Here is a 13,219-nt window from a genome sequence, read left to right as displayed (position 1 = left end):
TTACTTTGATTTCTTTTTAGAAAATTTGGCATCAAGTGCCTTTTCTTCGTCCAAAACTTTTTTCAAATACTGACCAGTAAACGAACGTTTTACGGTCACAATTTCTTCAGGTGTACCAGTTGCGATCACTTCACCACCTCCGTCACCGCCCTCTGGACCAATATCAATGATATAATCAGCAGCTTTGATCACATCTAAGTTGTGTTCGATGATGACCATCGAGTTTCCTTTATCCACGAGCACCTGCAAAACAGAAAGAAGTTTTTCGATGTCTTCAAAATGTAGGCCCGTTGTCGGTTCATCTAAAATATAAAGGGTTTTGCCTGTCGGTCTTTTGGAAAGTTCTGTAGAAAGTTTGATCCTTTGTGCTTCTCCACCCGAAAAAGTAGTGGCTGCTTGTCCGAGTTTGATATACCCAAGACCCACATCCATCAGAGTGTCTAATTTTCGTTTGAGGTTCGGGATATTCTCGAAAAAGACAACGGCTTCTTCTACTGTCATATCCAAAATATCAGAAATATGTTTTCCCTTGTATTTCACTTCCAAGGTTTCTCTGTTGTATCTTTTCCCTTTACAAACTTCACATTCCACATAAATATCAGGAAGGAAATGCATTTCAATTTTTAAGATTCCGTCCCCTTCACATTTTTCACAGCGTCCGCCAGCTACGTTAAAACTAAATCGTCCAGGGCCATAACCTCTAACTTTTGCCTCCTCTAATCCGCTGAATAAATCTCTTACAAAGGTAAACAAACCTGTGTAAGTTGCCGGGTTGGAACGAGGAGTTCTTCCTATCGCCGATTGGTCAATATTGATGACCTTATCTATTTGGTCTTTACCCAGAATTTTTTTATGTTTTCCTGGAACTAGTTTCATTCCCATAACAGAACTTGCGAGTTCCTTATATAGAATCTCATTGATGAGAGTAGATTTTCCAGAACCGGATACCCCAGTAACCACGGTTAAAGTACCAAGAGGAATAGAGACATCCACATTCTTTAGGTTGTTATGTGTGGCTCCCGTGATCTTTAAAAACTTTCCGTTTCCGACACGGCGGGTCTCTGGCATGGAGATTCTTTTTTCACCGGATAAAAACTTCCCCGTGACAGAATGTTTGTCCTTTTTGATTTGTTCTGGAGTTCCAAAGGAAACAATTTCTCCACCGTGGACTCCAGCCCCAGGGCCCATATCCACAATAAAATCAGCCTCTTCCATAGTTTCCTTGTCATGTTCCACGACAAGAACGGTATTTCCTAAGTTACGAAGGCCTTTTAAGGTTTGGACGAGTTTGGTATTGTCTCTTTGGTGGAGTCCAATGGATGGTTCATCTAAAATATATAAAACACCCATTAGGCGAGAGCCAATTTGGGTCGCAAGGCGAATCCTTTGCATTTCACCTCCAGAAAGAGTTCCGGCAGCACGACTTAAATTCAGGTATCCAACTCCCACATCATTTAGAAAATGAAGTCGTTGTAAAATTTCCTTTAAGATGGGTTTTGAGATAGTATCTTCTGCACCTTTGTAATCAGAGGACTTAGTAAAGTCTAAGGCCTTTTCTATGGAAAATCCAGTATAAGCATCAATTCCAATCCCTTGCACTTTGACCGCAAGTGCTTCCGGACGAAGGCGCTTTCCATTACACACATCGCAATCATGATTGGTCATAAAGGATTCAAACCACTGACGCATAGAATCTGATTTGGTTTCTTTGTATCTCCGTTTGAGATTGGGGATCACACCTTCATAGTTTTTGGAAAATTCATAATGAGAATTGGCCCCACGGAAATCATAATCAATATGAATGGATGAATCTCCATGTAAAATGGTATTCCGCACTTTCTCAGGTAAATCTTTCCAAGCGGTATTTAAATTGAATTTCAACTTCTTGGATAATGCTTGTATGGTGGCCATATACCAATAGGAATTGGATTTGGATCCACCCCAAGCTTCAATACAACCTTCTGCAAGAGAAGCTTCGCGATCGGTCACGAGAAGAGATTCATCAAATTCCAGGAGTGCTCCAAGGCCATCACAATTAGAACAAGCCCCAAAGGGAGAGTTAAAAGAAAATAATCTTGGAGTGAGTTCAGGAATGCTGACATCATCACATTTCGGACAGGATAATTTTTGGGAAAAGAGATGGTCCTTTTCTCCATCTTCTACAACCACAATCCCTTCTGCTGTTTTTAAGGCAGTTTCCACAGAATCAGAGAGTCTAGATTGGATTCCTGGTTTCATGACAATCCTATCCACGACGATATCGATATCAGCTTTGAAGTTTTTCTTTAATGGAATCTCATCTTCTAGAGAATATACTTCCCCATTCACTCGTACCCGATTGAATCCTTCTTTTTTATAACGTTCAAGAACCTCTTTGTGTTCGCCTTTTTTTCCCTGAATGACCGGAGCCATAATTTGTAATTTGGTTCCTTCTGGAAATAAATTGATTCGGTCGGTGATTTGGTCCACAGAAAGGCTAGAAATGGGTGTCCCACATTTTGGACAATGTGGTTTTCCTACCCTCGCATATAACAGCCGTAAATAATCATAAATTTCAGTAACTGTACCCACCGTAGAGCGCGGGTTTCTATGTGTAGTTTTCTGTTCGATGGAGATGGCGGGGCTTAGGCCCTCAATTTGGTCCACCTCTGGTTTTTCCATTTGCCCAAGGAATTGACGGGCGTAACTGGAAAGGGATTCCACATACCTTCTTTGCCCCTCAGCATAGATGGTATCAAAGGCCAAAGAGGACTTGCCTGATCCAGAAAGTCCAGTAATGACCACAAGTTTATCCCTTGGGATATCAAGATTTACGTTTTTTAGGTTATGTTCACGAGCGCCACGAATACGAATAAAGGAATCCACATCGGATAGCTTGTTTTCCTCTTTCATTCTGGAAAGAATTTTAAGAAATGACGGAAGAGGATCTTACGTGTTTCGAATTCTTTTTTTAGCTATTTTCCTTCCCTTCCGGCTTCTGTACCTGATTTACCTACGTCTAAGCCTTATTTTTCAACGGGGTCGCGAAGTTTTTGAACTAGAATTCCCTGCTATATTTGAAGATTCTTACAAATCGTATTTTGTCAAAAAATTGCAAGGGAAGGAAGAAACCGTAACAAGACTAGAACTCCTCATCCTCTTAAAACTCATCCAAAAAAATGACAAAATCAAAACCCTCGATATTTCCTTACCGCCACTCGAATGGACACTCTCTGAATTTTATGAAATCAGAGACCAAATTTTAGCAATAAAAGAATCAGGGAAAAACGTTAGAATCTTCGCAAAGGAAGGTGGAGTGGGAACCTTACTTCTACTCACTGCCGCAACAGAAATATTTTTGGCCCCTGAATCCGAATTTATGGTTTTACTTCCAAGCGCCGAACCTATGTTTTTTGGCAAATTTCTAAAAACTTGGGGCATTGAAGTACAAGCGTTTGCCTCTGGCCCATATAAATCCTTTGCCGAAAGTTTCACAAGAGGGGAATTTTCCAAAGAAGCTAAAAAGAATTTAGAAACTTTGATTTTAGATTTAAGGAAAGTTCTACTTACAGCTCTTACCAATGGACAAAAGTCTTTAGAATCTTTGTTTTACAAACCCATGCTTTCTGCCGATAAACTTATGTCAGCTGGAGTCATAACGGGAATTAAAACAGAAAATGAATTTTTCTCTGAAGACAGAAAGGTGTTTTCCGGAAACTATCCTTCTCTCCATCATGCGATCAAAGAATTCCGTTTTTTTCCCAAAAGAAAGGCTGAAGTGGTCGTTCTTCCTTTAGACGGGGGAATTACCGGTGGAGATTACCTACATAAAAATAGAGAAAACGGAAAAATCGAAGCCTTCTCTCTCATCCCGAATTTGCAGGCACTCGCAGATGATAAAAAAATAAAAGCTGTCATTTTAGAAATTTCCTCTCCAGGTGGGTCCGCATTTTACTCCGAACAAATCCACCAAGAGATTATGGAGCTTAAAAAAACAAAAATTGTTACTGCATACTTTAAAGATACTGTCGCAAGTGGTGGGTATTACATTGGTTCGGCGGTGGATCATATCACAGCTTCCCCCGTTTGTATTACAGGTTCCATTGGAGCGGTTAGTATTCGTGCCAACTTACAAAAGTTATACAAAAAATTCCAATTAAATAAAGAAGCAGTAGGATTTTATCCATTTCGAGACATCCATTCCGAATTCCAACCTCTCTCCAAGCAAAGTATTCAGTATTTGGAATCCCAAATCAAAAAGACTGAAGGTTTGTTTTACAGGCGAGTATCTGAAGGCCGAAAGATTCCTTTGGAAGATATGCCAAAGATTGGAATGGGCCGGGTGTATTTACCTACGATAGAAAACAAAATTGTAGATTCCCTTGGGGGACTTTTGGATGCTGTTCACGAAGTAAAAGAACGGTTAGGTGGAAAACCCATCATCGTGACCGAGGAACTCCCTGCTTATAATTTAAAAAATAAAATTCCTCTTCTTGGTGGGCTTATGGCGGAACTAAAATTTTTGGAATCTATAAACGAAGTTTCTCTCCTCAGCCCTGTTCGTCTTGGATGGAAAAACAGAAAATAAACTAGAATCTTATTTTCTACGGGAGGCTTTTTCGAGCCGGTTCCTTATGCCCTCCGAACCATGACCTGGTTTGGGAGCTTCGCAGATAATGGTTTGAATTTTTTTAAGATCACAAACTTCAAAAAAAGCATAAAGTTTGGACGCATATTCTTCGTTTGTCGACACAAGAGAGAAATTGTCAAATTCTTTGAACCTGCCTTCTCCTTCTTTAGTGACGGCTTCGTTTGTCTCTGGCAAAACATTTCCTGTACTGACTTTTTTCGGTAAGGAAAAACCAATCCAAGCAGTCTCCTTAGGATCAAACCCTTTTTCTAATGAATGAATGAATTCTTCCGTAGAAGCGAGGATCACTTGAGCTGTTGGTGCATAGTGTTTGTATTTGGTTCCTGGACTGAGTGGGACATTGGCCAAAGAGAGGACGGGGGAAGTTTCGAAAGGATTCGGAAAAACAAGGTCAGGAAGAAAAATTTTTAACTCTTCTGATTCAATGGAACCTGGCCGAAGTAAAGCCGGATGCTCCCCCACAAGGCTTACCACTGTGGACTCAATTCCATAACTTGGTTCTTCTGCTATGAGAATCCCATCCACCTTTCCCTCAAAGTATCGCACAACATCAGTTAGTTTTGTTAGCGAGGGTCTACCGGATAAATTGGCCGAAGGTGCAGAAACGGGTCCACCTGTCAGCCGAATCCATTCCCGGACCAAAGGGTTTTTAGGAATTCGAACAGCAAGCGTATCTAGTTCTTTGGGAAATAAGGATTTATCTTTTTTTTTAAGGATAAGAGTGAGAGGACCCGGTGAAAACTTTTCTAATAACTTTCGCCCCAAATCACCTAACACACATACTTTTTCGATTTCTTCGATCGATGGGAAATGGGCAATAAGGGGATTGTCTTTGGGTCTACCTTTGATCTCATAAACTCGGAGACAGGCCTCTTCCGATCTGGTTGAGGCCCCAATCCCATAAACCGTTTCTGTTGGAAAGATCACAACCTTTCCCTCCTGGATGAGGTTCGCAAGCAAACGAACATCCGAAGAGATTAAGGTTTTCATTTTAAAACTTTTTTGTTTTGGTTTTGGATTTGGAATCAGAAATCTTTAAAGTTTCTTTGGAATCATTATCAGGAAGTGTGGTTTCTTCTTTAGGTTCTTCTTCCTCTTTTGCTTTTTCAACAGGAGGAAGTTGGCCTTGGACCAGTTTACTTAAATACACATTGATTTCTGGATCATTGTCTGTCACAAGTTGCCAAAAAGAAAAACCACCTAAATCGTATTTACGAAGGAGAGTCATTTTCTCTTCAAAAGCCCTACGGTTCATATAAAACGCAACACGATCACATCCACCACTGGTATACCAAAGAGAAGGATCTTCATACGCACGGTTTTTATGGATGTCAGAAAACTTTGATAAGTTTTTCCAATTTGCCACTTTGTTCTCTTCGTTTAAGATACGATTGATATCTGTCGGTTGACGATTCTTATGAGTTCCCGCTTTGATTCTTTGTGCATCGGAATGATAGATAGCTTTGGCAGAGGCCTTACAATTGAGAGCCCAGTCATATCCGTATGTTGGAATCGCCATATAAAGTTTATGGGTTGGCACTCTTTTTTTGGCATAAGTAATGATGTCTTTTAACCATACATTGGGAGCTTGGGGACCAGGCCCTGGGTTGTGGTATTTTCTTGGATGCAGTTCATAAGCCATAATTTTGACGCGGTCTGCATGTTTGGCAAGAAAAGCATAGTCATGAGTGGTTGGTCCTCTCCAATTTTCTCGGAAATCAAGAGCGATTGGTTTGGAAAGACCACGGCAATTCAGTTCTTTCTTTTTGCTCTTTTCGGCGGGAGTTTTAGGATGAACGGCTACTGAAATGAGTTTTCCTTTTTTATGAACTTCACGAGCCAAAAGAACAAAGAACTCTTCGAACTTTTCTTTTTTATCACAAGACATTCCTTCGTAATCGATATCAATCCCATCATAACCATAAGTCATAATCTCGTTGACGATGACCTGGATGTGGTGGTCACGAATATCGTTTCTTCCGCCCATTCCAATGTTTTCTTGGATTTTTTCTTTTGGATTTTCCCAACGAAAGATGGTGGGAATGATTTTCACTTTAGGATTGAGTGCACGAAGTTCTGCCACTCTCTCTTTCCTGGAAGAACTCGACCAACTAGAAATCAGTTCCCCATTATTGGAAAGCCCACCTTTCATGGTATAAATAAACGGATGGATTTCATTGTAAAGATGGACCGTTTTTTTCATGGCGGTCCAATCTGTTGACCAAGCAGAGGATCGGAAACTTACATTCTCATCTGGAACAAACCCCGGAAGTTCCACTGACTCACTTGAGTCCTTAGGAGCCATTTGGTTTTCTCCAGTTTCTTTGGTTTCCATCTCAGAGGGGGTTCCGAGAGAAGGGGTGGATGCTTCCACAACACTGGGATTGGCATTTCCCACTTTCGCAGTGTCTTTTAAGACCAGAGCTGATCCATCATTTTGGATCAAATTCATTCCTAAATAAAAGGAGATTGCAGAAAGAAATACCCAAGAGGCAAATAAGAGCGTATATTTAGCTGCATTGGACAGCGGATGTTTCTGTGTGGATGGGTTTTCTTTTTCGGACATAAATTACTTCTAGTATGATTATCGATCGTATGATAAAAAAAGAGTAGAGAATATTGGGATCATTCACTACCTATTTCTCATCCCATAATTTTTTAGGCAGGAATCTCTCCTAGTCGAAATTAAAAAGAAAGGAAAAAGATACGATGCATCTTCTCAAACAAAAACCGGTGATTCTTTATACGGTACTTCTCAGTTTTTTTCTCACCTTTCTCCTTCTTGCCGAACTGACTGGTAGTAAATTATTTTTTGCCTTCGGATTTACGATGACAATGGGGGTAATCCCTTTTCCTGTCACCTTTATCATCACAGATTTACTCAATGAATATTATGGTCGCAAAGTCGTACGGGCCACAACCTTTCTTGGGATGGTGATGATTGGTTTTGCTTACCTCCTCATTGTGATCGATATCCAAATACCAGCAAGCCCCGAGTCACCGATTGATGATGCATCCTTCGAACGCGTGTTTGCCAATTCGGGTCTTGTGATCCTTGGTTCCATCATTGCTTATGTGATTGGTCAGATGATTGACCTCCATACTTTTCATTTCCTTCGTAAAAAAACAGGTGGAAAACATATTTGGCTAAGGGCCACAGGTTCCACCGTGATCTCCCAACTCATCGACTCCTACGTGGTCATCTTCATTGCTCTCGGGAAATACCATCCTGTTTCCAAACTCATCGCCATTGCCAATACCAACTTTCTTTATAAATTGGGAGTGGCCATCGCCATCACACCACTTCTCTATGCCATCCATATCTACATTGATCGTTACTTAGGAGAAACATTGAAAAGCCAAATGTTCCGTTCAGCTATGGAAGAAGAAGGGTTGGAATCGACCATCCAACCAGGGTAAGGAAAAAATGTTCCAACCAAGAATCGAAAGACTAAAATCCATTTTAGGGAATGGGCCAGCCAATATTGGACATAGGGGTGCTCGTGGCCTTGCTCCGGAAAACACACTTGTTTCCTTTCTAGTGGGAGCAGAATCTACAAGTTTTTTTGAATTGGATACCATGCTTTGTGCTTCGGGTGAACTTGTTGTCATCCATGATTTTACAGTGGATCGTACGACGGACGGTGAGGGAAAAGTCTCAGAATATAAATACCGCGATTTGGCAGAACTCGATGCGGGAAGTTTTTTTGACGAAGCTTTTGAAGGCGAACAAATCCCCACACTCTCCCAAATCATCCAAACCCTTCCCGAAACCACTGTCTTTGATATTGAAATGAAAAGCGAAGGAAATCCTGAAGAAAGGAAGGCTCTTGCCTTAGCCCTTGTAAAACTGATTCGAAAATGGAAACTAACCAATCGAATTTGGGTGAGTAGCTTTGACTGGGATCTTGTGGATCTCATTCGTAAGGAGGAACCGGAAGTGTTACGAGGGCTTCTTGTCGAAAAAGGAAATTCGCTAAACAAGAATTATTTGGACTATGAGCCGGATCTCATCCTCCCACACTTGTCTGCTTGTTCCAAAGAATTTGTAGAAGGCTTAAAAGAAAAATCTCTTCTAGTAATTCCTTATACAACCAATACAGAAGAAGAATGGAACCAGTTACTTGCTGCAGGCGTAGCTGGACTCATCACTGACTTTCCAGACCAGTTGGCAATTTATTTAGAATCCAAAACATAAATCCAAACCCAATTTCCCCAAGGGTCTTCATATAAGGAATAATTTTTCAGAGGGATTGATTTGACGAGTTTCAAAGTGGAAACTTTAGGATGGTTAGTTATAGATTGATCACAGCTGATGGTGATGGTTCCAGGGCGCACCGGACAATGTTCCGTGTTTTTAGAAAAAACGATGATTTCGCCAGACTTCAGCTGTAATTCCGAATGGCCAAAACTTTCTTTTAGAAGAGTCCCACCTAAAAACGATTGGTAAAACCGTGCGGGAATCGAAGTATTTTCTCCACCGAATAAATTCACAGAGAAAAACTGAGGGAGGACTAAATCCATGTTTTTATTATCTTTCACAATCAAAGGAACACTCCCTTAAGTTTGAGAATTTTATTTAAGAATCCTATGTCGATCCATTCCCCATCTTCGTTTTCCTTTTTTGTATTTTTTTTTATTTCATCTATCATTAATTTTTTGTTATGCGAAACTATCTATTTTGAATCCATTCATTCTGCCGACCATTTATACCTTCCTTTATTGTTAAAGGACATAGTTTCAGGGAAAGGTATTGGGCATTGGTATTTCCCACCCTCTCCTTATTTTTTTCCTGACCTTTTGATTGATTTAGTTCTTTCGCCCTTTATACCTCTTTTATACCTTCCTAGTCTTTATGGAACAGTCCAAATGTTTTTTGTTCTCCTTGGAATTTCCATTTTTATATCTCAATATTCAACAAAGTCAAAATCATTAGATTTTTTATACTGCTTTGAATTTCTTTTACTCCTATTTTCTCTGATCGGATATGGATTAGAAGATAAACCACTACCATTCAGTTATTTTTTTTCTGGGGCTCATCACAGTACGGGATTTTTTTTCTCTCTATTTCTAACAATCTATCTATACTCTCTGTTAAATGATAAAGAAAAAAAGAAATCTAAATCCTCTCAACTTTTGCCTATCTCCTTAGTTTTCTTTTTTTTTATTGGTTTTTCACTTCTTTATCTCTCTGATCGGTTTTCCTTTGCAGTAGGAGCGATTAGCTTTTTTGTCGTTCGGATTTGGAATTTGGAAATTCCCCTTGGTGAGAGAATTTCTTATTTTAAAGAAAAACGATTTTGGATTTTGGCAATTCTTTTCCTTTTCTTGAATGAACTCCTTTTCTTAGCACTAAAAACGACTCTTTCCATTCCCAGCAGTTTCCAAACTTTATTTACTTACCTTGCAAAACAGAATCTAACAGAAGTTTTAGCACTTTCGGGAGCCTATCTATTTGATTTTTCGAAACATATATTTTACCAAGGAAGGTCGATTCTCATTTTGTTCGGACTTGTATCCATTAGTTTTACCAGGTTTCCCAAACTCAACCAACACCTACTCATTGTTTTTTTTCCGGTACTACTTCTGCTCCTACTTCTTGTGGGAAGGTTTACGTATCTCCACCCTTATCCCATTCGGTATTTATTCCCTCTCCTCTTCTTCGCTCTTCTGGGGCTCACTTGGGTTTTGTTTCCCTTCTTGCAAAAGATGAATCCCAAGATCTCCCTTTTGGCTCTTTTGAGTCTTTCTGGGATCCTTTTCCTTTTTCCCTTTCCCAGAGAAAAGACCAAGTCCAAGTTTTCCGAAATCACCGAAACACAAGTCCCTTACGATTTAGAAAAACCCATCCGATTTTGGAGTGAAGGAAGAAAAACCCCCATTCCTGTCGACAAGGAAGGGAAACCCTACCACTGGATCACAGGTGCATTCCATACGCACTTGACAGAGTGAAGCGAACGTATGATCTGGAAGTAGATGGAAGATTACGTACGCATATTTGATACCACACTAAGGGATGGGGAACAATGCCCCGGGGCTGCTATGAGCGAAGATGAAAAGGTGGAAATTGCCCAACACCTAGCCCGTATGAAAGTGGATATCATCGAAGCTGGATTCCCAGTTTCTTCCCCAGTACAATTCAAAGCTGTAGAACGGATTTCTCGTGAAATTGAAGGTCCCGTCATTTGCGGACTGGCCCGTGCCCTTCGCCCTGATTTGGAAGCAGCACGTGATGCACTAAAACCAGCCAAACAAAAACGAATTCATACCTTTATTGCTTCCTCTCCCATCCACATGAAACACAAGTTAGGTAAGTCCCCATCAGAAGTGTTAGAGATGGCAAGACTTGCAGTCAAAATGGCAAGGGACTTTGTGACTGATGTAGAATTTTCACCGGAAGATGCCACTCGCTCTGAATGGGAATTCTTACGAGAGTTAGTCGAAGCTGTGATCGAAGAAGGTGCTACCACCATCAACATTCCAGATACAGTAGGATATACCACTCCACAAGAATATATGGATCTATTTCGTTTCTTAAAAAAGGAAGTAAAAGGGGCCGACAAAGTCATTTTTTCTGCACACTGCCATAACGATCTAGGGCTTGCAGTTGCGAATTCACTTGCCACTGTCCTTGCGGGCGGTCGTCAGATTGAATGTACAATCAACGGCATCGGGGAACGAGCTGGAAACACTGCCATGGAAGAAGTGGTCATGGCTCTCAAAACAAGAAAGGATGCTTTCTGTGTGGAAACAAAAATTGATTCCACTCTCATCACTCGTGGTTCTCATTTGGTAAAAACCATCACAGGAATGGTTGTCCAACCTAACAAAGCCATTGTGGGTGCCAATGCCTTTGCTCATGAATCAGGAATCCACCAAGATGGTGTGATCAAAAACAGGCAAACCTATGAAATTATGACTCCCGAATCTGTGGGTCTTAAATCCAATCGTATGGTTCTTGGGCGCCACTCCGGTCGTGCGGGTTTTAAAGACCGAGTCATTCGTATGGGTTTTGATCCCAAACCAGAAGAGATCGATAATGCATACAACAGGTTCCTTGAGATTGCTGATAAAAAAAAGGAAGTTTTTGATGAGGACATCGCAGCCCTTTTCCAAGCAGAAATCAGTAGATCCCAAGTGGATGAAAAATACCGTCTCCTTTCTTTTGAACAAAATACAGGATCCAACCAAACTCCGAGTTCCAAAATCTCTCTCCAAATCAAGGGAGAAGTGAAACAAGGAGAAGCGCATGGTGATGGCCCAGTGGACAGTATTTTTAAAGCCATAGGCCAAGTCACAGGTCTTTCCCCACTTCTCTCTAGGCTTGTGATTTCACCGGTAACCGAAGGAACGGATGCAATGGCAGAAGCTTCTGTTACCTTAGAAGAGGGAGAACGCCGAGTGGTTGGGAAAGGTGATTCCACAGATATCATTGAAGCCTGTGCCAAAGCCTACATCAATGCTTTGAACCGGTTGTAACATTATGAGCTATCAAACCAAACAATTTTCGATGGAAGCACTGGTACGTAAGGAACTACTCACTTACAAACCATATACCCCGGGAGAACAACCCGGGCTTTCTACCTCCACCATCAAACTCAATACCAACGAAAACCCCTACCCACCTTCCCCTAAAATTAAAGAAGCCGTAGAGAAAGTTTTAGAAACAGGTGTTTTGCGAAAGTATCCCAACTACCACGGAAGGAAATTACAAGAACTCATTGCAAAGGATTACAATTTAGATCCAGACCAAATTTTGGTGACAAACGGGTCTGATGAAGCCTTACGTTTGTTATTCCAAGCTCTTGTTGGTCCAAACGATGTGGTGGTCGCTCCTGACCCGACATACTCCTTCTATCCAGTTTTAACAGAACAAATGATGGTAGGTGCTACATACAAAGCAGTTCCACTTTTGTCCGACTTACATTTTGATTTTGAGTCTTTAGAAAAAGAACAAGGGAAGTTACTTTGTTTTGCTCATCCCAATGCTCCGACAGGTGTGGAAGAACCAAAGGAAAAACTGATTCACTTGGTTCATAATTTTGAAGGAATTGTTTTATCTGACGAAGCCTATATTGATTTCACAGAACATAACTCTAGTCTGATGTCCGAAATCAAAAACCATCCAAACCTAGTGGTCTCTCGCACTTTTTCTAAATCCTATGCGTTGGCAGGACTCCGAGTGGGTTATCTTGTAGGATCTCTTGAAGTGATCTCTTGGATTCGCAAACTAAAGGATTCTTATAACGTAGGTATTTTGGAACAAGTGGTGGCAGAAGCTTCTTATGCAGACAAAGAATACTTTTTGGAAAAACGTTCCCTTGTCATTGCGGAAAGAACAAAACTCAAAAAAGAATTGGAATCTCTTGGTTTTACCATTCCAGACTCCTCTACCAATTTTTTATTTTGCAAACCAAAGTTAGGTGTTTCACCAGAAAGTTTGTATTTGCAATTGAAAGATAAAAACATTTTAATTCGTTATTTTTCAAACGGAATTTCCAAAGATTATGTGCGTATCACAATTGGAACCCCAGAAGAAAATAAAAAACTACTCGCAACCATTCGCGAACTTCTATAAAAAAACCCGGC

Annotated in this window: 10 protein-coding genes; 6 read left to right on the top strand and 4 right to left on the bottom strand. The window is 40.6% G+C overall.

Annotation, left to right across the window (positions count from 1 at the left end; translation table 11 throughout):
* Positions 1 to 2,892, bottom strand: coding sequence for an excinuclease ABC subunit UvrA (gene uvrA / locus CLV96_RS01805; RefSeq protein ID WP_004788985.1), 2,892 nt, complete (start codon positions 2,890 to 2,892; stop codon positions 1 to 3).
* Positions 2,893 to 2,932: 40 nt separating this feature from the next.
* Between uvrA and CLV96_RS01800 the strand changes: the two genes are divergently transcribed.
* Complete coding sequence (locus tag CLV96_RS01800; protein ID WP_004788612.1) at positions 2,933 to 4,567, top strand: S49 family peptidase; 1,635 nt, start codon at positions 2,933 to 2,935, stop codon at positions 4,565 to 4,567.
* 9 nt (positions 4,568 to 4,576) lie between these two features.
* Here the strand turns inward: CLV96_RS01800 and CLV96_RS01795 are convergent, their stop codons facing one another.
* Together CLV96_RS01795 and CLV96_RS01790 are read right to left on the bottom strand one after the other, a co-directional pair.
* Entirely contained in the window at positions 4,577 to 5,620 is a 1,044-nt protein-coding gene (locus CLV96_RS01795; protein ID WP_004788666.1) for an L-threonylcarbamoyladenylate synthase, read from the bottom strand.
* Position 5,621: 1 nt separating this feature from the next.
* A complete protein-coding gene (locus tag CLV96_RS01790) occupies positions 5,622 to 7,196 on the bottom strand; it encodes a glycosyl hydrolase family 18 protein (RefSeq protein WP_004788413.1) in 1,575 nt (524 codons plus the stop codon).
* Positions 7,197 to 7,339: 143 nt separating this feature from the next.
* On the opposite strand from CLV96_RS01790, the gene CLV96_RS01785 reads away from it, so the two are divergent.
* Positions 7,340 to 8,050, top strand: a complete 711-nt coding sequence (locus CLV96_RS01785; protein WP_004789034.1) for a queuosine precursor transporter — start codon at positions 7,340 to 7,342, stop codon at positions 8,048 to 8,050.
* A gap of 7 nt (positions 8,051 to 8,057) precedes the next feature.
* Positions 8,058 to 8,828 carry a glycerophosphodiester phosphodiesterase gene (locus CLV96_RS01780; protein ID WP_004788906.1) on the top strand — a complete coding sequence of 257 codons (771 nt, stop codon included), beginning with the start codon at positions 8,058 to 8,060 and terminating at the stop codon, positions 8,826 to 8,828.
* Here CLV96_RS01780 and CLV96_RS01775 read toward each other — a convergent pair.
* Positions 8,807 to 9,175, bottom strand: a complete 369-nt coding sequence (locus tag CLV96_RS01775) for a hypothetical protein (protein WP_040917771.1) — start codon at positions 9,173 to 9,175, stop codon at positions 8,807 to 8,809. The genes CLV96_RS01780 and CLV96_RS01775 overlap by 22 nt on opposite strands.
* Before the next feature lie 45 nt (positions 9,176 to 9,220).
* Here CLV96_RS01775 and CLV96_RS01770 point away from each other — a divergent pair, with 45 nt between their 5' ends.
* The 3 genes from CLV96_RS01770 to hisC are packed head-to-tail and all read left to right on the top strand — an operon-like array spanning position 9,221 to position 13,208.
* The gene (locus CLV96_RS01770) at positions 9,221 to 10,582 is read left to right on the top strand and encodes a hypothetical protein (protein WP_004788904.1); all 1,362 of its coding nucleotides are present in this window, start codon (positions 9,221 to 9,223) and stop codon (positions 10,580 to 10,582) included.
* A 24-nt stretch (positions 10,583 to 10,606) separates the two neighbouring features.
* Entirely contained in the window at positions 10,607 to 12,109 is a 1,503-nt protein-coding gene (locus CLV96_RS01765) for a 2-isopropylmalate synthase (RefSeq protein WP_004788695.1), read from the top strand.
* A gap of 4 nt (positions 12,110 to 12,113) precedes the next feature.
* Positions 12,114 to 13,208 (top strand): histidinol-phosphate transaminase, encoded by a 1,095-nt coding sequence (gene hisC / locus CLV96_RS01760; RefSeq protein ID WP_004788391.1) that lies wholly within the window; start codon positions 12,114 to 12,116, stop codon positions 13,206 to 13,208.
* Positions 13,209 to 13,219: the final 11 nt, after the last annotated feature.

It is taken from the genome of Leptospira meyeri, from assembly GCF_004368965.1.
Classification (GTDB): Bacteria; Spirochaetota; Leptospiria; order Leptospirales; family Leptospiraceae; genus Leptospira_A; species Leptospira_A meyeri.
The sequence above is the reverse complement of the archived record's forward strand: the minus strand, read 5'-3'. Positions and strand labels throughout refer to the sequence as shown.

Excerpts from the sequence above, each read along its gene's own strand:
- CLV96_RS01770 (WP_004788904.1), top strand. The coding sequence starts at position 9,221 with ATGTCGATCCATTCCCCATCTTCGTTTTCCTTTTTTGTATTTTTTTTT.
- hisC (WP_004788391.1), top strand. The coding sequence starts at position 12,114 with ATGAGCTATCAAACCAAACAATTTTCGATGGAAGCACTGGTACGTAAG.
- CLV96_RS01790 (WP_004788413.1), bottom strand. The coding sequence starts at position 7,196 with ATGTCCGAAAAAGAAAACCCATCCACACAGAAACATCCGCTGTCCAAT.
- uvrA (WP_004788985.1), bottom strand. The coding sequence starts at position 2,892 with ATGAAAGAGGAAAACAAGCTATCCGATGTGGATTCCTTTATTCGTATT.
- CLV96_RS01785 (WP_004789034.1), top strand. The coding sequence starts at position 7,340 with ATGCATCTTCTCAAACAAAAACCGGTGATTCTTTATACGGTACTTCTC.
- CLV96_RS01765 (WP_004788695.1), top strand. The coding sequence starts at position 10,607 with ATGGAAGATTACGTACGCATATTTGATACCACACTAAGGGATGGGGAA.
- CLV96_RS01795 (WP_004788666.1), bottom strand. The coding sequence starts at position 5,620 with ATGAAAACCTTAATCTCTTCGGATGTTCGTTTGCTTGCGAACCTCATC.
- CLV96_RS01780 (WP_004788906.1), top strand. The coding sequence starts at position 8,058 with ATGTTCCAACCAAGAATCGAAAGACTAAAATCCATTTTAGGGAATGGG.